The sequence below is a fragment of the Bacillus hominis genome, from assembly GCF_030348325.1.
Classification (GTDB): domain Bacteria; phylum Bacillota; class Bacilli; order Bacillales; family Bacillaceae_G; genus Bacillus_A; species Bacillus_A hominis.
The window spans coordinates 3,517,002-3,535,627 of the sequence record NZ_JAUCFS010000005.1 but is presented as its reverse complement, the minus strand read 5'-3'; the positions used below and the strand labels follow the sequence as shown (position 1 = coordinate 3,535,627).

19 protein-coding genes and 1 other annotated feature are annotated in these 18,626 nt (G+C 36.2%); all 19 genes read left to right on the top strand.

What is annotated here, in order from left to right; genetic code table 11:
• The first annotated feature begins 49 nt into the window (after positions 1–49).
• The 19 genes from spoVE (at position 50) to lspA (ending at position 18,622) form a co-directional block, all read left to right on the top strand.
• Positions 50–1,141: a stage V sporulation protein E gene (spoVE, locus tag QUF93_RS20735; RefSeq protein ID WP_002121901.1), complete on the top strand. Its 1,092-nt coding sequence runs from the start codon at positions 50–52 to the stop codon at positions 1,139–1,141.
• Between the two features lie 102 nt (positions 1,142–1,243).
• Positions 1,244–2,338 (top strand): undecaprenyldiphospho-muramoylpentapeptide beta-N-acetylglucosaminyltransferase, encoded by a 1,095-nt coding sequence (gene murG, locus QUF93_RS20730; protein ID WP_002121899.1) that lies wholly within the window; start codon positions 1,244–1,246, stop codon positions 2,336–2,338.
• A 61-nt stretch (positions 2,339–2,399) separates the two neighbouring features.
• Entirely contained in the window at positions 2,400–3,305 is a 906-nt protein-coding gene (gene murB, locus QUF93_RS20725; protein WP_002121897.1) for a UDP-N-acetylmuramate dehydrogenase, read from the top strand.
• A 98-nt stretch (positions 3,306–3,403) separates the two neighbouring features.
• Entirely contained in the window at positions 3,404–4,174 is a 771-nt protein-coding gene (gene divIB, locus QUF93_RS20720) for a cell division protein DivIB (RefSeq protein ID WP_215553994.1), read from the top strand.
• Between the two features lie 401 nt (positions 4,175–4,575).
• The gene (gene ftsA, locus QUF93_RS20715; protein ID WP_002121894.1) at positions 4,576–5,877 is read left to right on the top strand and encodes a cell division protein FtsA; all 1,302 of its coding nucleotides are present in this window, start codon (positions 4,576–4,578) and stop codon (positions 5,875–5,877) included.
• 39 nt (positions 5,878–5,916) lie between these two features.
• Entirely contained in the window at positions 5,917–7,074 is a 1,158-nt protein-coding gene (ftsZ, locus tag QUF93_RS20710) for a cell division protein FtsZ (RefSeq protein WP_289360051.1), read from the top strand.
• A gap of 457 nt (positions 7,075–7,531) precedes the next feature.
• Positions 7,532–8,449, top strand: a complete 918-nt coding sequence (spoIIGA, locus tag QUF93_RS20705) for a sigma-E processing peptidase SpoIIGA (RefSeq protein WP_002121890.1) — start codon at positions 7,532–7,534, stop codon at positions 8,447–8,449.
• A gap of 19 nt (positions 8,450–8,468) precedes the next feature.
• Positions 8,469–9,188, top strand: a complete 720-nt coding sequence (gene sigE / locus QUF93_RS20700; RefSeq protein WP_002121888.1) for an RNA polymerase sporulation sigma factor SigE — start codon at positions 8,469–8,471, stop codon at positions 9,186–9,188.
• A gap of 157 nt (positions 9,189–9,345) precedes the next feature.
• The gene (sigG, locus tag QUF93_RS20695) at positions 9,346–10,125 is read left to right on the top strand and encodes an RNA polymerase sporulation sigma factor SigG (protein ID WP_000197755.1); all 780 of its coding nucleotides are present in this window, start codon (positions 9,346–9,348) and stop codon (positions 10,123–10,125) included.
• A gap of 292 nt (positions 10,126–10,417) precedes the next feature.
• Positions 10,418–10,696, top strand: a complete 279-nt coding sequence (locus QUF93_RS20690; protein WP_033711972.1) for a YlmC/YmxH family sporulation protein — start codon at positions 10,418–10,420, stop codon at positions 10,694–10,696.
• 117 nt (positions 10,697–10,813) lie between these two features.
• A complete protein-coding gene (pgeF, locus tag QUF93_RS20685) occupies positions 10,814–11,623 on the top strand; it encodes a peptidoglycan editing factor PgeF (protein WP_128281166.1) in 810 nt (269 codons plus the stop codon).
• A 5-nt stretch (positions 11,624–11,628) separates the two neighbouring features.
• Entirely contained in the window at positions 11,629–12,303 is a 675-nt protein-coding gene (locus QUF93_RS20680; RefSeq protein WP_002121881.1) for a YggS family pyridoxal phosphate-dependent enzyme, read from the top strand.
• Between the two features lie 19 nt (positions 12,304–12,322).
• Positions 12,323–12,793 (top strand): cell division protein SepF, encoded by a 471-nt coding sequence (locus QUF93_RS20675; RefSeq protein WP_002014721.1) that lies wholly within the window; start codon positions 12,323–12,325, stop codon positions 12,791–12,793.
• A 6-nt stretch (positions 12,794–12,799) separates the two neighbouring features.
• Positions 12,800–13,063: a YggT family protein gene (locus tag QUF93_RS20670; RefSeq protein ID WP_002121879.1), complete on the top strand. Its 264-nt coding sequence runs from the start codon at positions 12,800–12,802 to the stop codon at positions 13,061–13,063.
• Between the two features lie 15 nt (positions 13,064–13,078).
• Positions 13,079–13,846: a YlmH family RNA-binding protein gene (locus QUF93_RS20665; RefSeq protein ID WP_289360047.1), complete on the top strand. Its 768-nt coding sequence runs from the start codon at positions 13,079–13,081 to the stop codon at positions 13,844–13,846.
• Positions 13,847–13,935: 89 nt separating this feature from the next.
• Entirely contained in the window at positions 13,936–14,442 is a 507-nt protein-coding gene (divIVA, locus tag QUF93_RS20660) for a septum site-determining protein DivIVA (RefSeq protein ID WP_001131609.1), read from the top strand.
• Between the two features lie 51 nt (positions 14,443–14,493).
• Positions 14,494–14,717: a binding site (T-box leader), on the top strand.
• Positions 14,718–14,788: 71 nt separating this feature from the next.
• A complete protein-coding gene (gene ileS2 / locus QUF93_RS20655) occupies positions 14,789–17,554 on the top strand; it encodes an isoleucine--tRNA ligase (protein WP_289360045.1) in 2,766 nt (921 codons plus the stop codon).
• A 155-nt stretch (positions 17,555–17,709) separates the two neighbouring features.
• Entirely contained in the window at positions 17,710–18,039 is a 330-nt protein-coding gene (locus tag QUF93_RS20650) for a TraR/DksA C4-type zinc finger protein (RefSeq protein WP_001002953.1), read from the top strand.
• Between the two features lie 124 nt (positions 18,040–18,163).
• Positions 18,164–18,622 (top strand): lipoprotein signal peptidase LspA, encoded by a 459-nt coding sequence (gene lspA, locus QUF93_RS20645; protein WP_000642182.1) that lies wholly within the window; start codon positions 18,164–18,166, stop codon positions 18,620–18,622.
• Positions 18,623–18,626: the final 4 nt, after the last annotated feature.

Genomic DNA, 18,626 nt, shown 5'->3' with positions numbered 1-18,626 from the left:
TGTTACATAGGGCAAAAGGTTCTGCCCAAAGAGGTGGTGTTCATGGGTAATGAAGAAAACGCCTGATTTTATTCTCATCATCGTTACACTTGCGTTGTTAACAATCGGAATGATTATGGTTTATAGTGCGAGTGCGGTTTGGGCCTCTTATAAAATGGGGGATTCATTCTTTTTTGCAAAAAGACAATTGTTATTTGCAAGTCTTGGGGTAGTAGCTATGTTTTTTCTCATGAAAATTGATTATTGGGTGTGGCGTACGTATTCAAAAGTAATTTTACTAGTTTGTTTCGTTCTTCTTATTCTAGTTCTTATTCCTGGAGTAGGTCTCGTTCGTGGGGGAGCGCGAAGTTGGATTGGAATCGGAGCATTTTCTATCCAACCGTCAGAGTTTATGAAATTCGCGATGATTATTTTCTTAGCAAAATTTTTAGCGGAACGACAAAAATTAATTACATCGTTTAAACGAGGTTTGCTACCGGCTCTTAGTTTTGTATTTCTTGCTTTTGGGATGATTATGTTACAACCAGATCTTGGTACGGGAACGGTAATGGTTGGGACATGTATTATTATGATATTCATTTCGGGAGCAAGGGTTTTTCACTTTGCAATGTTTGGTTTGCTTGGTGCAGCGGGGTTTGTAGGGTTAATTGCATCAGCACCATATCGAATGAAACGCATCACATCATATTTAGATCCGTGGTCGGATCCGCTCGGAAGTGGATTTCAAATTATCCAATCGTTACTCGCAATTGGACCTGGTGGTTTATTTGGGCTTGGACTTGGACAAAGTAGACAAAAATTTCTTTATTTACCTGAACCACAAACAGACTTTATATTTGCAATCTTATCCGAGGAATTAGGTTTTATTGGTGGTTCATTTGTGTTATTATTATTTAGTCTATTATTATGGCGTGGGATTCGTATAGCATTAGGAGCGCCAGATTTATATGGTACTTTTTTAGCAGTAGGTATTGTGGCGATGATTGCGATTCAAGTAATGATTAATGTTGGTGTTGTAACAGGACTGATGCCTGTTACGGGTATTACTTTGCCGTTTTTAAGTTATGGTGGATCAAGTTTGACCTTAATGTTAATGGCAGTAGGTGTATTATTGAATATAAGTCGCCATTCTCGCTATTAAACCCTGTTTAAAAGACAGGGTTTTTCGTGTGTGTGTGAAAATACAATATGTATATAGAAATAAATACGATTGAATAAGAACAGGGAAGTGGAGGAATCAGTAGTGCGAGTATTAGTAAGTGGTGGGGGTACTGGAGGACATATTTATCCAGCTCTTGCTTTAATTAGAGAAATAAAAAAACTAAATCCGGAAGCAAGGTTTTTATACATTGGTACAGAGAATGGATTAGAGAGTACCATCGTACCGAAAGCGGGTATTCCGTTCCAATCTATTGTTATAAGTGGATTTAAACGAAAAATATCTCTTGATAATGTAAAAACAGTGATGCGTTTCCTAAAAGGTGTTCAAGATAGTAAACGATATATTCGTCGTTTTAACCCTGATATTGTGATTGGTACGGGTGGATACGTATGTGGGCCAGTTGTATATGCTGCGGCTAAATTAGGTATTCCGACTATTGTACATGAACAAAATAGTGTACCTGGTGTAACGAATAAATTTTTAAGTCGTTATGTCGATAAAGTCGCAGTTTGCTTTGAAGCAGCTGCAGAACATTTCCCACAGTCAAAAGTGGTTATGACAGGTAATCCACGTGCATCAGAAGTAATGGACCAAAATGGAATGAAAGGGAAACGTTCGGTAGGATTATCCCTTTCTAAAAAATCCGTGCTTATTTTTGGTGGGAGTCGCGGGGCTAGACCGATTAACGATGCCTTTGTAGAAGCGATTGAACAATTTGGGAATAAAAGTTACGAAGTATTATATGTAACAGGCGAAGTACATTATGATAAAGTTATGGAAGCCGTGAAACAAAAAGGGAATCCGGATAATGTTATTATTAAACCTTTTATTCATAATATGCCAGAGGTACTGACTGGTGTAGACCTTGTTGTTTCAAGAGCAGGGGCTACAACGCTTGCAGAATTAACAGCGTTAGGAAAGCCAAGTGTATTAATTCCAAGTCCGTATGTAACAAATAACCATCAAGAAAAAAATGCACGATCAGTTGTTGATAAAGGCGCAGCTAAAATGCTACTTGAAAAAGATTTAACATCTGAAACGCTTATTCGTGACATTGATGAGATTTTATTGGATACACAAACATTACAAAATATGAAACTGGCTACTAAGCAACTTGGTATTCCAGATGCAGCAAATAAGCTATATGAAGTAATGAACAAGCTTATTAAAAAATAACATTAGGTGAACGCCCTGCATATTACTGTAATAAGGAGACTTAATATGGGGGAGATTGTCTATGGAACAATTAGTAAAAGAGCTTTTAGAAGCAAATGTTGGCCGTGTGTTAGTTAATGAACCGTTAGCGCGTTACACGACTATGAAAATAGGCGGACCAGCTGATATTTTAATTGTGCCAAAGCATGTTACTGGTATTGAGAAGACGCTAGAGTTAGTAAAGAAGTATAAGACAGGGTGGACTGTAATTGGTCGTGGTTCAAATCTTCTCGTATCTGATCAAGGTATAGAAGGTGTGGTTATTCGTTTAGGAGAAGGATTAGACCACTTAGAAGTCGAAAAACATAGGGTAAGAGTTGGTGCTGGATATCCCCTCATTAAATTGTCAACTTTACTTAGTCGACAGGGATTAGCTGGCTTGGAATTTGCAAGTGGTATTCCAGGCAGTGTTGGCGGTGCAGTGTATATGAATGCAGGCGCTCATAAGTCCGACATATCGAGTGTATTAACGAAAGCTCTTATTTTGTTTGAAAATGGAACAATTAATTGGTTGACGAATACCGAAATGGGGTTTTCTTATCGCACATCTGTATTGCAAATGAAACGCCCTGGTATTGTTTTAGAAGCTGAATTCCAATTGGAGGTAGGCGAACGCGAGGAAATTGTAAGAAGCATGCAAAAGAATAAAGAGTATCGCCGTGAAACGCAGCCTTGGAATCACCCTTGTGCAGGAAGTATATTTCGAAATCCAGTCCCATATTTTGCAGGGAATTTAATAGAAAAAGCAGGGCTTCGTGGCTATAAAATAGGTGGAGCTCAAATTTCTGAAATGCATGGAAATTTTATTGTTAATACTGGTGTGGCTTCAGCTCAAGATGTATTAGACTTGATCGCATTGATAAAGCGTACAATTAAGGATAAATTTGGTGTTGATATGCATACAGAAGTAGAAATCATTGGAAGATAACGGTTATTCGTTCCGCTCATTATCATTTATGTTATAATAAGAAGATAAGAACGGCATGAGGAACATGCCGTTCTTTATGTTACATAGGGGGATCGTACATGAAAAATAGTAAAGTGATTAAACTACAAGATCGTGTACCAAAATTAAAGAATCAAAAGAAAAAGAATAAGAAACCGGTTAATCATCGGTTAATTTTATACATATCGATTTTATTTTTATTAGTACTCTTTTTAATTTATTTTCGGTCTCCGCTTAGTAATATAAAAAAGATAAGTGTGTTTGGAAATCATTATATGACAGATGAACAAGTTATGAAGGAATCAGGTGTGACATATGATACGAGTTATTTCCGAGTAACAGCACATAAAGCAGAAGAAAACTTAACGAAACGAAAAGAAATTAAAGCGGTAAATGTAAAAAAACGTTTCCCAAACAAAATTGATGTTCATATCGAAGAATATTTAACAATTGGCTATATAAACAAAGATGGGAAATTACAACCGTTATTAGAAAATGGGAAAACACTCGATGTACTTCCGAACGGAAAACTTCCAGTTGCAGCACCAATTTTTGAACCGTTTAAAGAGGGGAAAATGAAGGAATTAATTGCAGAACTAGAAAAATTAACGCCGACTATTTTAAGGTCTATTTCTGAAATTCGTTATACACCAACGAACGCAAATGAAGATCATCTTACTTTATATATGAATGAAGGATATGAAGTGAGCACGACTATTCAAAATTTCGCAAAGCGCATGGAAGCTTATCCACTTATTTTAAAAACAATTGAACCTGGTAAGAAGGTTTTAATTGACTTAGAAGTGGGTGCATATACGAAGGAACTAGGTGCTGAAGAAAAGAAAGAATAAAATGATCGTTTTTACTGCGTTATTACGTATGAAATGAAACAAACGTTCTTTTATATGGATGCTAATTTGCAAGAATGCTTAATTTGATGAAAAAAATGTAAATTTTCTTAGATTCATACTAGGATTGGTACAAGTTTCACTTTTCTACAAGTACATCTTAGTGTAGACTTATACTTGGCGGTAATCTTTACACTTGAAATATAATTATTTCAAGATAAAGCAGTTATTCACAGGTTACTGCGATATTCTTAAATGAATGTTAAATAAAAATAAGAAAAATATAGGGTTAAAAAAGGGAAACGTATAAAGACGTTGAATATTTTTCTTATAAATAGTAAAGTTGCGATTGTTGTTCCATATATTGAGTTGTATGGTATAAATAAAGAAGGAGGTGCCAAAGAATGAACAGCAATGAAATATATGTTAGTCTTGACATCGGTACATCCAATGTTAAAGTCATCATTGGTGAAATGGTTAATGACAGCTTAAACATTATTGGTGTTGGAAACGTAAAATCAAATGGTTTGAAGAAGGGATCGATAGTTGATATAGATGAAACTGTTCGATCAATTAAAAAAGCAATTGAACAAGCTGAGCGCATGGTGGGTATCCACATTGAGCAAGTTGTAGTAGGTGTCAATGCAAACCAGGTACAGTTGCTCCCGTGTCACGGAGTAGTCGCTGTTTCAAATGAAGATCGTGAAATCGGGAATGAAGATGTCTTACGCGTTCTAGATGCAGCGCAAGTTGTGTCAATTGCTCCTGAACGTGAATTTATTGATGTGGTACCTCGACAGTTCATTGTAGACGGTCTTGACGAGATTAACGATCCACGCGGGATGATCGGTGTAAGATTAGAAATGGAAGGTACACTTATTACAGGCTCGAGAACTTTACTACATAACCTACTTCGTTGTGTAGAAAAAGCAGGTCTTGAAATTGTTGATATTTGTCTGCAACCTTTAGGGGCAGCAACAGTTGCGTTATCTTCGGATGAAAGAAATAGAGGAGTAGCCCTTGTTGATATGGGTGGAGGATCTACAACCTTATCTATTTTTAAAGATGGAGAGTTGCAAGCAACGAGCGTATTGCCATTAGGTGGAGAGCATATAACGAAGGATATAGCGATTGGGCTGAAAACTTCAACAGAAAATGCAGATCAAATTAAGCTAAAATATGGACATGCTTTTTATGATACAGCATCTGAAGAAGAGATGTTTACGGTTCCTATTATGGGAAGCGATCAAACAGAACAATATTCTCAGTTGGAATTATCGGATATAATAGAGGCTCGTGTAGAGGAAATTTTAATGTTTGTTCAAGATGAAGTGCGTAAGTTAGGAGTAAAGCAAGTAGCTTCTGGATATGTACTAACTGGTGGGATAGCTTCTATGCCAGGTGTTCTTGATCTTGCATATGATATTTTACATGAAAATGTTCGTATAGCAACTCCTGATTATATTGGTGTTCGTGAGCCCCAATATACAAGTGGAGTTGGATTAATTAAACATTCTTATCAAAAAGCTAAATTACGTGGGAAAAATGTGCAGGAAAAGCAAGAACATTTTGAACCAGTACCAGCACCAATGCCGGTACAACAGCAACCTGCGAAACAAAAAACTCGTAATCAAAACAATACTAATCAAAATGATGACCGCATGATGTCAAAAGTAAAACGTGTATTCCGTTATTTATGGGATTAAAATTGGACACGAAAAATGAGGTTCTAGGGGGATTTCGACATGTTAGAGTTTGATACTACTCAAGATCAATTAGCGAATATAAAAGTTATCGGTGTCGGCGGTGGCGGAAACAATGCTGTAAACCGTATGATTGAACACGGTGTACAAGGTGTAGACTTTATCGCTGTGAACACTGATGCACAAGCATTAAATCTATCAAAAGCTGAAACGAAAATGCAAATTGGTGGAAAATTAACGCGTGGACTTGGTGCAGGCGCAAACCCTGAAGTAGGGAAAAAAGCTGCAGAAGAAAGTAAAGAACAGATTCAGGAAGCACTTCGTGGTGCGGATATGGTCTTCGTAACTGCTGGTATGGGCGGCGGAACTGGAACTGGTGCAGCTCCAGTTGTTGCTCAAGTTGCAAAAGAACTAGGTGCGTTAACAGTTGGTGTTGTAACACGTCCATTTACATTTGAAGGACGTAAACGTGCAACGCAAGCTGCATCTGGTATTGCGTCATTTAAAGAAAATGTAGATACACTTATTGTAATTCCAAATGATCGCTTATTAGAGATTGTTGATAAAAATACGCCAATGTTAGAAGCGTTCCGTGAAGCAGATAACGTATTACGTCAAGGTGTTCAAGGTATTTCTGATTTAATTGCTACACCAGGTCTAATTAACTTAGACTTTGCAGACGTAAAAACAATTATGTCTAATAGAGGTTCTGCTTTAATGGGTATCGGTTCTGGTAATGGTGAAAATCGTGCAGCTGAAGCTGCGAAAAAAGCGATTTCTAGTCCATTACTAGAAACATCTATTGATGGAGCTCAAGGTGTTATTATGAACATTACGGGCGGCGCAAACTTAAGTTTATATGAAGTACAAGAAGCAGCAGACATTGTAGCTTCAGCTTCGGATCCAGAAGTAAATATGATCTTCGGTTCTGTTATTAATGAAGGATTAAAAGATGATATCGTTGTCACTGTAATTGCAACTGGTTTTGATGATAGTGCTGCGACGCAGCCACCAAAACCAATTATCCGTCCGACTGCGAATCACACGCAACAGCAACAACAACAACCAGTAGCTCAACCTTCAAAACAACGTGAAGTGAAGCGTGAAATGAAACGTGAAGAGCCAGTTGTGCATGATCGTCATACAGATTCAGATGACATCGATATTCCAGCATTCTTACGTAACCGTCGTAGACGATAAAAGAAAAGGAGCTTTCATGCTCCTTTTTTTGTTGTCTAAATGGAAAAGATCTGCTAAGCAGATCTTTTTTTATTATTTTACATATGGAGAGTCCAGTCCTATTTTTAGGTTATAAGCTGTGATAAATAAAGTGAAACTTTAACTAGTCAGGGTTGTTCATCCAAAAATGATTGTTAGCTCGACTCCCACTTAACTTCTGTACTTTTTTATAGCTGAATTTGGAGGTAGGGGTCTTACTGCTCGCAAATAGCAGGATAAACTTTGTATACATATAATTCAATTATTATGTATATAAGTAAGAAATTTATATTATTCTATGAAAAATACACTTTTATTTTTTAACGACAGATTATGTCTAGAAATCACAAAATAACAAAAAAACCCCTCCACCAATTGACACACTTTCCTATTGGATATGCATTATACTAGTCTCAACTTAAAAAAAGAGGTGAATTGTTTGGTTGTTTACGCCGACATTGTTTGGTTGTTAAACGCCTGCATTGATTTTCTTTTACTTTTATTAACAGCCACCGTGTTAAAAAAGAGAATCAAAAGATGGAGGCTTGTGTTAGGGGCATTTATAGGTTCAACTATTGTTATTTTCGCCTTTACGCCTTTTGCTTCTATGATGACACATCCAATTATGAAACTATTGTACTCGTTACTTATTGTGTATACAGCATTTGGGTTTTCAACATTTAGAAATTATACACAAACTGTTTTTACTTTCTATTTTGTAACCTTTATGGTTGGTGGAGGATTAATTGGAACGCATTACTTTTTGCAAACGAACGAAATGGTAAATGGGTTAGTTCAATCTAAATCAGTTTCTTACGGTGATCCAATTAGTTGGTTGTTTGTTATTTTTGGTTTTCCAGTAATTTATTATTTTTCTAAAAAGCGTATAGAAAGCGTAGAAGTCACAAAGATACACTATGATCAAATCGTGAAAGTGAAAATTCAATTAGCTGGAGAGGAACTAGAACTAGCAGGTCTAATTGATAGTGGGAACCAACTTTATGACCCGTTAACAAAAACACCCGTTATGATTATGCATATTTCATCATTAGAACATTGTTTGCCAACTTGGTTAACAGAACAAATTTATTCCAAAATAGAAATTCCTCAAATACCAGAAAATGATTTCGGATGGGCGACGAAACTGCGTTTAATTCCTTTCCGAGCAGTAGGAGTAGAGAATCAATTTTTATGGGCAATTAAGCCAGATTGTGTGCAAGTTTATCATGAAGGGAGTTCGGTTGTTGTAAACAAAGTACTGATTGGATTAAATACACAACAATTATCTACCAATGGAGAGTATCAATGCATTGTACATCCGAAAATGTTGATTTCGCAAAAGATGGTAATTGCTTAATTATGAGAGGCGGGATAATATGGTGAAATTTAAATTTTATTTGGTATACCTTTGGTATAAAGTATTGCTGAAATTAGGAATTAAGACCGATGAAATTTATTATATTGGCGGAAGTGAAGCGTTGCCGCCGCCGTTAACGAAAGAAGAAGAGGCAGTTCTTTTGAATAAATTACCAAATGGAGATCAAGCTGCAAGGTCGATGCTTATTGAACGTAACCTACGGCTTGTTGTATATATAGCAAGGAAATTTGAAAATACAGGGATCAATATTGAGGATTTGATTAGTATAGGAACAATTGGTCTTATTAAGGCAGTGAATACATTTAATCCAGAAAAGAAAATAAAATTAGCAACATATGCATCTCGTTGTATAGAAAATGAGATTTTAATGCATTTGCGTCGAAATAATAAAAACCGTTCAGAAGTTTCTTTTGATGAACCGCTTAATATAGATTGGGATGGAAATGAACTGTTATTATCAGATGTTTTAGGTACAGATGATGACATTATTACAAAAGATTTAGAAGCTACTGTAGATCGTCATCTTTTAATGAAAGCATTGCATCAATTAAATGATCGTGAAAAACAAATTATGGAGCTACGGTTTGGACTCGCTGGTGAAGAAGAAAAGACACAAAAAGACGTGGCTGATATGCTTGGGATTTCACAGTCTTATATTTCTCGTTTGGAAAAAAGAATTATAAAAAGATTGCGAAAAGAATTTAATAAAATGGTGTGAAGAATAAGACCAGCCTGGATCCAGGCTGGTCTTATTCTCTTTTGTTGCATTAGGAAATGTAACGTCTATGAAAAATGATGAGAAAAGCATATGCATAAAATCCCCTTCAAAGGAAATACTTTACACTGTACAGCAACTCCCGATAGGAGGGAACACTTTGACGAGAAACAAAGTAGAAATTTGCGGTGTTGATACAGCTAAACTTCCAGTACTAAAAAATGAAGAGATGCGTAAATTATTTCGTGAAATGCAAAGTGGAGAGATAAGCGCAAGAGAGAAATTAGTGAATGGAAACTTACGTCTTGTACTGAGCGTCATCCAAAGATTTAATAACAGAGGAGAATATGTTGATGATTTATTTCAAGTCGGCTGCATTGGACTTATGAAATCCATTGATAACTTTGATTTAGGCCAAAATGTTAAATTTTCAACGTATGCTGTGCCGATGATTATTGGGGAAATACGCAGATATTTGCGTGATAACAATCCAATTCGCGTATCTCGCTCATTACGCGATATTGCGTATAAAGCATTGCAAGTAAGAGAAAAGTTGATTGCTGAAAATTCAAAAGAACCAACAGCAATGGATATTGCAAAAGTTCTTGAAGTGACACATGAAGAGATTGTTTTTGCGCTAGATGCGATTCAAGATCCGGTTTCATTATTTGAACCGATTTATAACGATGGAGGAGATCCTATCTTTGTTATGGATCAATTAAGTGATGAAAAACAAAAGGACGAGCAGTGGGTTGAAGAACTGGCGTTGAAAGAAGGAATGAAGCGTTTAAATGATCGTGAAAAAATGATTATTCGAAAACGTTTCTTCCAAGGAAAGACACAGATGGAAGTTGCCGAAGAAATTGGGATTTCTCAAGCGCAAGTATCACGTTTGGAGAAGTCTGCTATTAAGCAAATGAATAAGACGATTCAAGGATAAGGCTCTCACCAGTTATGGTGAGGCCTTTTTATATATAATATTTTGCGCTCATAGTAGAGTGGGTAGGTTCATATAATGAAAATAAAATGAATGTTCTATTAGTAGCGGTTATATACTGTTTATCCGCTTCAAAATTAGGCTGAAGTAAAAAGTTAGATGGAAGCGGGACTGCCCGTAAAAGTCCGATTAGCATGGGTTAATAATCAGTAGGGATGGGGGAAATCCCACTGATTAAGGTTTTACTTTATTTGAGAGCGTACTTACGATTCATGATATAAGGGAGAGGATGAATATGATACGGATTTCGGAGTTTCAAATGAAGGATGTTGTAAATGTTTCAGATGGAAAGAGGCTTGGGAATATTGGAGATATTGATATTGATATAGACACAGGAAAGATTAGGGCGGTTATTATTTCTAAGCAGGCACGAATGCTTGGACTCTTTGGGAAGGAAGTAGAATTAGTAATTCCATGGGAACAAATTATGAAAATTGGAGAAGATGTCATACTTGTAAAAGTAGATCATGTTAATTCTGTAACAGAATCAATACAAACACCGACAATTTCATAAAGAATATTACAAATTCCTCTTTTTTTTCTGTTGGCATTATGAAAAAATAAAAGTATGGTAAAATAGACAGGAAGTACCATGCTTTTTTCTGTTATTTTAATTAAAAGGAGCCGCTTTATGAGAGAACCATTTAAATATGTGGACGGTATACTGTATATACAAGCGTGGAAAGAACTTGGAAACATTACTGCTGGATTTACGACAAAAGATGGTGGGGTAAGTACAGGCTCCTTTCATGCGATGAATTTAGGATTACATGTGAATGATAACGTGGAGAATGTTCATGAAAACAGACGCATTTTAGCGGATAAGTTGCAAAAACCATTAGAAAAATGGATTTGTTCTGAACAAGTTCATGATCATCATGTTGAAAAAGTAGGGCAACAAGAAAAAGGAAAAGGCGTCTATTCATATGAAGACGGTATTCCAAAAACGGATGGCATTTATACAACTAATACAGATGTACTCTTAACATCTTGTTACGCGGATTGTGTTCCACTCTATTTTTATGCACCATCACATGGTATGATAGGACTTGCGCATGCTGGATGGAAAGGGACTGTAACAGAGATTGCGAAAGAAATGATTCAAAAGTGGAATGCAGAAGGTGTTTCAAGTGATGAAATTCATGTCGCAATTGGTCCTGCAATCGGATCTTGTTGTTATGTTGTTGATGATCGTGTATTAACAGCAGCACAGCAAGTAGTAAACGGATCTGTTCCTCATAAAGTAATTTCTGATGGTCAGTATGCAATTAATTTAAAAGAAGTTAATCGTATATTATGTGTACAAGCAGGCATAAAAGAAGAACATATTGTAATGTCATCTCTTTGTACAAGCTGTGAAGAACAATTATTTTTCTCTCATCGTCGTGATCAAGGTAAGACGGGGAGAATGTTGAGTTTCATAGGTTTTAAGGGGGAGTGAAGCAAGTGACAGTGCAAGGGAATTTAGCAGCTGTAAACGAAACAATTAAAGAATCTTGTGCACGAGCTGGACGTTCGATGAAAGATATTAAGCTCGTTGCAGTTACAAAAACTGTAGGAATTGAAAAAACAAGCGAAGTAATTGAAGCGGGAATTATTGATTTAGGTGAAAATAGAAATGAAGGTTTCTTACAAAAATACGAGCATTTCGGTTCAAAAGTGAATTGGCATTTTATTGGCTCATTGCAAACGAGAAAAGTAAAAGAAATCATTAATGAGATTGATTATTTACATTCATTAGATCGTCTCTCGCTTGCAAAAGAAATTCAAAAACGTGCTGATAAGAAAGTTAAATGCTTTATTCAAGTGAAAACATCATCTGAAGAATCAAAGCAAGGATTGGCGATAGAAGAAACAATTTCTTTTATTCAAAGTTTGCAAGAATTGGATAAGATTGAAGTGGTAGGATTAATGACAATGGCTCCGTTTACAGGAGAAGAGGAAGAAATTCGTCGCTGCTTTAAGGAATTGCGAATGCTACAAACAGAGGTGCAGGAGCTAGAATTATTACATGCACCATGTAAAGAATTATCAATGGGAATGTCAAATGATTACACGATTGCAATTGAGGAAGGCGCTACATATATTCGTTTGGGAACGGTTTTAGTAGGAAAAGCGTAAGAGGAAGGAGAAAGTTATTATGAGTTGGTCAAAAGTAAAATACTTCTTTTTTGACACACCGGAAGAAAAAGAAGCAGCTCAATATAGTTATGAAAAGGAGCAAACAGACATGAAAAAGCAACAAGATCCCCCAGAACAACAAGATGTTCCGTTTGCGAAAGTGCAACCGAAGCAAAATGTAGTGAGTATTGAAACAGCGAAGCAATCTTCAAAAGTTGTTTTACTAGAACCACGCACATATTCGGAAGCACAAGGCATTTCGGATCACTTAAAAGGTAGACGAGCTGTTGTAATTAATTTGCAAAGAATGTCTACAGATCAAGCTGTACGTATCGTTGACTTTTTAAGTGGTACTGTATACGCTATAGGCGGGGATATTCAAAAAATAGGCCCGAAAACATTTATGTGTACACCTGAAAATGTTGATATCGTTGGTGCGATTTCAGAGTTATTCGGTGAAGAAGAAGAGACAAATATAAAGAGGTGGTAATACGCCATGACAACAATCTTAACAGTGTTAGTTACTGCTATCGAGATTTACTCGTGGGCACTAATTATTTACATTCTCCTATCATGGTTTCCTGGAGCAAAGGAATCAGCTTTTGGAGATTTTCTTGCACGTATTTGTGAACCGTATTTAGAGCCGTTTAGGAGGTTTATTCCACCATTTGGTATGATTGATATTTCTCCACTTGTTGCTATTATTGCCTTGAAACTTGCTAGAGGTGGTTTAGTGAGTTTATTCAACTATTTTTTATAGTGTGAGGTTAAATACATGAGCATCTACGAGCATTTTAGACCTGATGAAGAGGTCTTTGTGGATAAAGTATTAGAGTGGAAACAGGCTGCTGAGTACCATCAAGTCAAGTTAACAGATTTTCTTGATCCAAGACAGCAACAAATTGTTTCTATGGTAATAGGGCAAGGAGATGTAGCTGTACGCTTTGATGGTGCGATGCCTGAATCCGAACGAAAAAGAGCACTAATTTATCCAGATTATCTAGAATTAAATGAAGAGGAATTTCAAGTAGAAGTATTAGAAATTGACTATCCTTCCAAGTTTTTCACGCTAGAACATAGGCAAATATTAGGTGCATTCATGTCGCTTGGTTTAACAAGGGAAAAATGTGGTGATATTTTGCTTCAAGAAGATCGTGCCCAAATTGCAGTTGCAAAAGAAGTTGTATCTTATATTGAAATGAACTTACAATCAATAGGGAAAATGAAAGTTACACTCTCTCCTATACAAGTAGAGCAAATATTGCAGGTAAGTGAAAAATGGGGAGAAAAATCTGGGACTGTTTCGTCACTGCGGCTAGATGTTTTATTAGCTGAAATGCTACATATATCTAGGCAGAAAGTACAACCTCTCATAAAAAATGGACTAGTAAAAGTCAATTGGAAAACAGTAGAGCAAACTTCTTATGAATGTTATCCAGGAGATGTTTATTCTGTAAGAGGATACGGACGAAGTAAATTATTTTCTGTAGAAGGTAGAACAAAACGCGACAAATGGAGAATTTTGTATGGTATACTAAAATGATTGGTTTTTTAGAAGGAAATCCTCCTATTTTGTCGAAGAAAAGATATAATTGAAAGAGGAAATTTAGATAACTACTTGGAGGTGGCGTTGTGCCGTTAACACCATTAGACATTCATAACAAAGAATTTGGTCGCGGATTCCGTGGCTATGATGAAGATCAAGTAAACGAGTTTCTTGATCAAATTATCAAAGATTATGAATTAGTCATTCGTGAGAAAAAAGCTTTAGAAGAAAAGGTTGCACAATTAGAAGGAAAGTTAGATCATTTTTCTAATATTGAAGATACGCTGAACAAATCTATCATTGTCGCACAAGAAGCTGCTGAAGAAGTGAAGCGTAATGCACAAAAAGAAGCGAAATTAATTGTACGTGAAGCAGAAAAAAATGCAGATCGTATCATTAACGAAGCGTTAGTAAAATCAAGAAAAGTTGCCTTTGATATTGAAGAGCTGAAGAAACAAGCAAAAGTATTCCGAACTCGTTTCCGTATGCTGTTAGAAACACAGCTTGAAATGTTAAACAACGATGATTGGGATAAGTTAATTGAGTTAGAAGACGAAGTGGACGAGCTGTTGAAAAAAGAAGAAACAGTGTAAGCTTGACGTTTTTCTCATTATTACATATAATTTTAAACAACATATTTATTAAGAAAAACGAAGATAGGGATAAGTACCTTTTCACACCTTATATAGCGAACTGAGGATGGTGTAAGCTCAGGATAAGGAGATAATGGGAATATCACCCTGGAGTTCCGCGCTGAACAAATAGAGTAAGCGTAGGCGTATATTCGCGTTAAGAATATAAAGAGGATCTTATACATACGTATATGGTCTACTAGGGTGGTACCGCGGGAGACTTTCTCGTCCCTTTTGGGGATGAGAAGGTCTCTTTTTTATTCCGTTTTTTAAGTATTTCTTTTATACATGTAAGGAGGAATTGAGCATGGAGTACAAAAATACATTACTAATGCCAAAAACAGAGTTCCCAATGCGTGGGAATTTACCAAAGCGTGAGCCTGCAATGCAAGAAAAATGGGCTGAAATGAACATTTATGAAAAAGTGCAAGAGCATACAAAAGGTCGTCCTTTATTCGTATTGCATGATGGACCTCCATATGCGAATGGTGACATTCATATGGGACATGCATTAAATAAAGTATTGAAAGACTTTATTGTTCGCTATAAATCAATGACTGGTTTTAGTGCACCATATGTACCAGGTTGGGATACGCACGGTTTACCAATTGAGCAAGCTTTAACAAATAAAGGTGTAAAACGTAAAGAAATGACGGTTGCTGAGTTCCGTAAGTTATGTGCAGAGTATGCATATGAGCAAGTAGAGCGTCAACGTGAACAATTTAAGCGTCTAGGTGTACGTGCAGATTGGGATAATCCATATATTACTTTAGAGCCAGCTTATGAAGCACAACAAATTAAAGTGTTTGGTGACATGGCGAAAAAAGGTTATATCTATAAAGGACAAAAGCCAGTTTACTGGTCTCCAACGAGTGAATCAGCTTTAGCAGAAGCTGAAATTGAATATCAAGATAAAAAATCAGCATCTATTTACGTAGCATTCCCTGTTAAAGATGGAAAGAACGTATTAGAAGGTGATGAGAAATTCATTATCTGGACAACAACACCTTGGACGTTACCTGCAAACTTAGGTATTTCTGTTCATCCAGAACTTGAATATAGCATTGTAAAAGTAAATGATGAGAAATATATCATCGCTTCTGAGCTGTTTGAGACAGTTGCAAAAACGTTAGAATGGGAAAATGCTGAAGTTGTGAAAACGGTAAAAGGTAGCGAACTTGAGTATACAGTTGCAAAACATCCATTCTACGATCGTGATTCATTAGTTATGCTAGGAGATCATGTAACAACAGATGCAGGTACAGGTTGTGTTCATACAGCACCAGGACACGGGGAAGATGACTTCGTTGTTGGTAAAAAGTATGGATTAGAAGTACTTTGCCCAGTTGATGATAAAGGTGTATTAACGAATGAAGCACCTGGATTTGAAGGCTTATTCTATGATAAAGCTAACAAGCCAATTACGGAAAAATTAGAAGAGGTAGGTGCGTTACTAAAATTAACATTTATTACGCATTCATACCCACATGATTGGAGAACGAAAAAACCAATTATTTTCCGTGCAACAGCACAGTGGTTTGCATCTATTGAAGCATTCCGTAAAGAATTATTACAAGCTGTTGAAGAAACGAAATGGGTGCCAGCATGGGGTGAGACTCGTCTTCATAATATGGTTCGTGACCGCGGTGATTGGTGTATTTCTCGTCAACGTGCATGGGGTGTGCCAATTCCAGTATTTTATGCGGAAAATGGGGACCCGATTATTACAGATGAAACAATTAGCAATGTAGCAGATTTATTCCGTGAACACGGTTCTAACGTATGGTTCGAGCGTGAAGCGAAAGATCTATTACCAGAAGGATTTACACATCCAGGTAGCCCAAATGGTGAATTCCGTAAAGAAACAGATATTATGGATGTATGGTTTGATTCAGGTTCTTCTCACCAAGCGGTATTAGAAGAGCGTGATGATTTACAACGTCCAGCAGATTTATATTTAGAAGGATCTGACCAATATCGTGGTTGGTTTAACTCTTCATTATCAACAGCAGTTGCTGTAACAGGTAAAGCACCGTATAAAGGTGTTCTAAGCCACGGTTTCGTATTAGATGGTGACGGACGTAAAATGAGTAAGTCGATTGGAAACATCGTCGTACCGAAGAAAATTATGGATCAATTAGGCGGAGATATTTTACGCTTATGGGTTTCTTCTGTTGACTATCAATCTGATGTACGTATTTCAGATGATATTTTAAAACAAGTAGCAGAAGTATATCGTAAAATCCGTAATACATTCCGTTTCTTATTAGGAAACTTAGATGACTTTAATCCAGGTGAAAATAAAGTGGCGGCAGCTGAGCTTCGTGAAGTGGACCGTTACATGTTAGTAAAATTAAATGACTTAATTACAAAAGTGAAAGAAGCATATGAAGCATATGACTTTGCAGCAGTATATCATGCAATCCATAACTTCTGTACAATTGATTTAAGTTCATTCTATTTAGACTTTGCGAAAGACATTTTATATATTGAAGGTGCAAATCACCAAGATCGCCGCGCAATTCAAACAGTATTATATGATGTTCTTGTTGCATTAACAAAACTTGTAACACCAATCTTACCTCATACAGCTGATGAAGTATGGCCTTATGTTCCTGGTGCAGAAGAAGAAAGCGTACAATTAACTAATATGCCAGAAGCTGCAGAAATAGATGGTGCGGAAGCATTAAAAACAAAATGGGATGCATTTATGACATTACGTGATGACGTATTAAAAGCGTTAGAAGTAGCGCGTAATGAAAAAGTCATCGGTAAGTCATTAAATGCAAGCATTACACTATATCCAACTGCAGAAATGAAAGCTATGTTAGAGTCTATTAGCGAAGACTTAAAGCAATTATTCATCGTTTCTGAGTATAAGCTTGGTGGTCTAATGGAAGCAGCTCCAGCAGATGCGCCTAAATATGAGCATACAGCGGTTGTTGTTGCTCAAGCAACTGGTGAAACATGTGAACGTTGTTGGGTAGTTTCAGAAACAATTGGTAAAGATGCTGAACATGAAACATTATGTGAGCGTTGTGCAACAGTTGTTAAAGAAAACTATGTAAAATAATAAGGAATGACTGCACGTAAAGTGCAGTCATTTTTTTGTTAACAGTATATTGAAATAACTTTCACTCTCTTTCCTATGAAGGAAAAATGTGTGTGAGGTAAGCAAATAGATTTCGGACACACTAACTGTACATTACAGCTAGGAGGAATGTACACGTGAATGAAATCTACATGGAAATAAAAGAAGAATTGCAATTGATGAGAAAAGAGTTGCAAGAGAGACTAGCTAAAGAAGTAATGCATAAATACGATATGGAGTTTAGTGGGGAGCTCGGATATGAAATTCAGGAAGAGATAAAGAAAAAATTGCTCTTACATGATATGAAAGAGGATTTAAAGGATGTAGAACGTGCATTATTTAAAATGGAAATAGATATGTACGGTATTTGTGAAGAAACGGGGAGAGTAATTTCGGTAAAACAAATGAAAACAATGCCCACTGCCCGTACGATTCATGAATTTTTCTATGAAAAGGTAAATGTATGAATACGCACAACGATATTATGTTACCTTTTTTTAATTTATTTTATTCTTCTATAAAGGTTCATTGTGAAAAGGTAGCAGCTATGCTAAAATTTTGAGGTACACTGTCTTTGTGGGGGAAATGAAAATGATATATTATGTAATAGCGTTATTTGTCATTGCCATCGATCAAATATCGAAGTGGCTAATTGTAAAGAACATGGAATTGGGTACAAGCATTCCGATTATCGATAATGTATTATACATAACATCACATCGAAATAGAGGAGCTGCCTGGGGTATTTTAGAAAATAAAATGTGGTTTTTCTACATTATTACAGTCGTTTTCGTAGTGTTTATCGTATTTTATATGAAAAAGTATGCGAAGACAGACAAGCTTCTAGGTATTTCATTAGGTCTAATTTTAGGCGGAGCAATTGGCAATTTTATTGATCGTGTATTTAGACAAGAAGTAGTGGATTTCATTCACGTGTATATTTTCTCGTATAACTATCCAGTATTCAATATAGCTGACTCAGCATTATGTATTGGAGTTGTATTAATTATTATTCAAACAGTATTAGAAGGAAAGAAAACGAAGGAGTAATTGA

Excerpts from the sequence above, each read along its gene's own strand:
- spoVE (WP_002121901.1), top strand. The coding sequence starts at position 50 with ATGAAGAAAACGCCTGATTTTATTCTCATCATCGTTACACTTGCGTTG.
- murB (WP_002121897.1), top strand. The coding sequence starts at position 2,400 with ATGGAACAATTAGTAAAAGAGCTTTTAGAAGCAAATGTTGGCCGTGTG.
- divIB (WP_215553994.1), top strand. The coding sequence starts at position 3,404 with ATGAAAAATAGTAAAGTGATTAAACTACAAGATCGTGTACCAAAATTA.
- ftsA (WP_002121894.1), top strand. The coding sequence starts at position 4,576 with ATGAACAGCAATGAAATATATGTTAGTCTTGACATCGGTACATCCAAT.
- ftsZ (WP_289360051.1), top strand. The coding sequence starts at position 5,917 with ATGTTAGAGTTTGATACTACTCAAGATCAATTAGCGAATATAAAAGTT.
- sigE (WP_002121888.1), top strand. The coding sequence starts at position 8,469 with ATGGTGAAATTTAAATTTTATTTGGTATACCTTTGGTATAAAGTATTG.
- QUF93_RS20690 (WP_033711972.1), top strand. The coding sequence starts at position 10,418 with ATGATACGGATTTCGGAGTTTCAAATGAAGGATGTTGTAAATGTTTCA.
- pgeF (WP_128281166.1), top strand. The coding sequence starts at position 10,814 with ATGAGAGAACCATTTAAATATGTGGACGGTATACTGTATATACAAGCG.
- QUF93_RS20675 (WP_002014721.1), top strand. The coding sequence starts at position 12,323 with ATGAGTTGGTCAAAAGTAAAATACTTCTTTTTTGACACACCGGAAGAA.
- QUF93_RS20670 (WP_002121879.1), top strand. The coding sequence starts at position 12,800 with ATGACAACAATCTTAACAGTGTTAGTTACTGCTATCGAGATTTACTCG.
- QUF93_RS20665 (WP_289360047.1), top strand. The coding sequence starts at position 13,079 with ATGAGCATCTACGAGCATTTTAGACCTGATGAAGAGGTCTTTGTGGAT.
- ileS2 (WP_289360045.1), top strand. The coding sequence starts at position 14,789 with ATGGAGTACAAAAATACATTACTAATGCCAAAAACAGAGTTCCCAATG.
- lspA (WP_000642182.1), top strand. The coding sequence starts at position 18,164 with ATGATATATTATGTAATAGCGTTATTTGTCATTGCCATCGATCAAATA.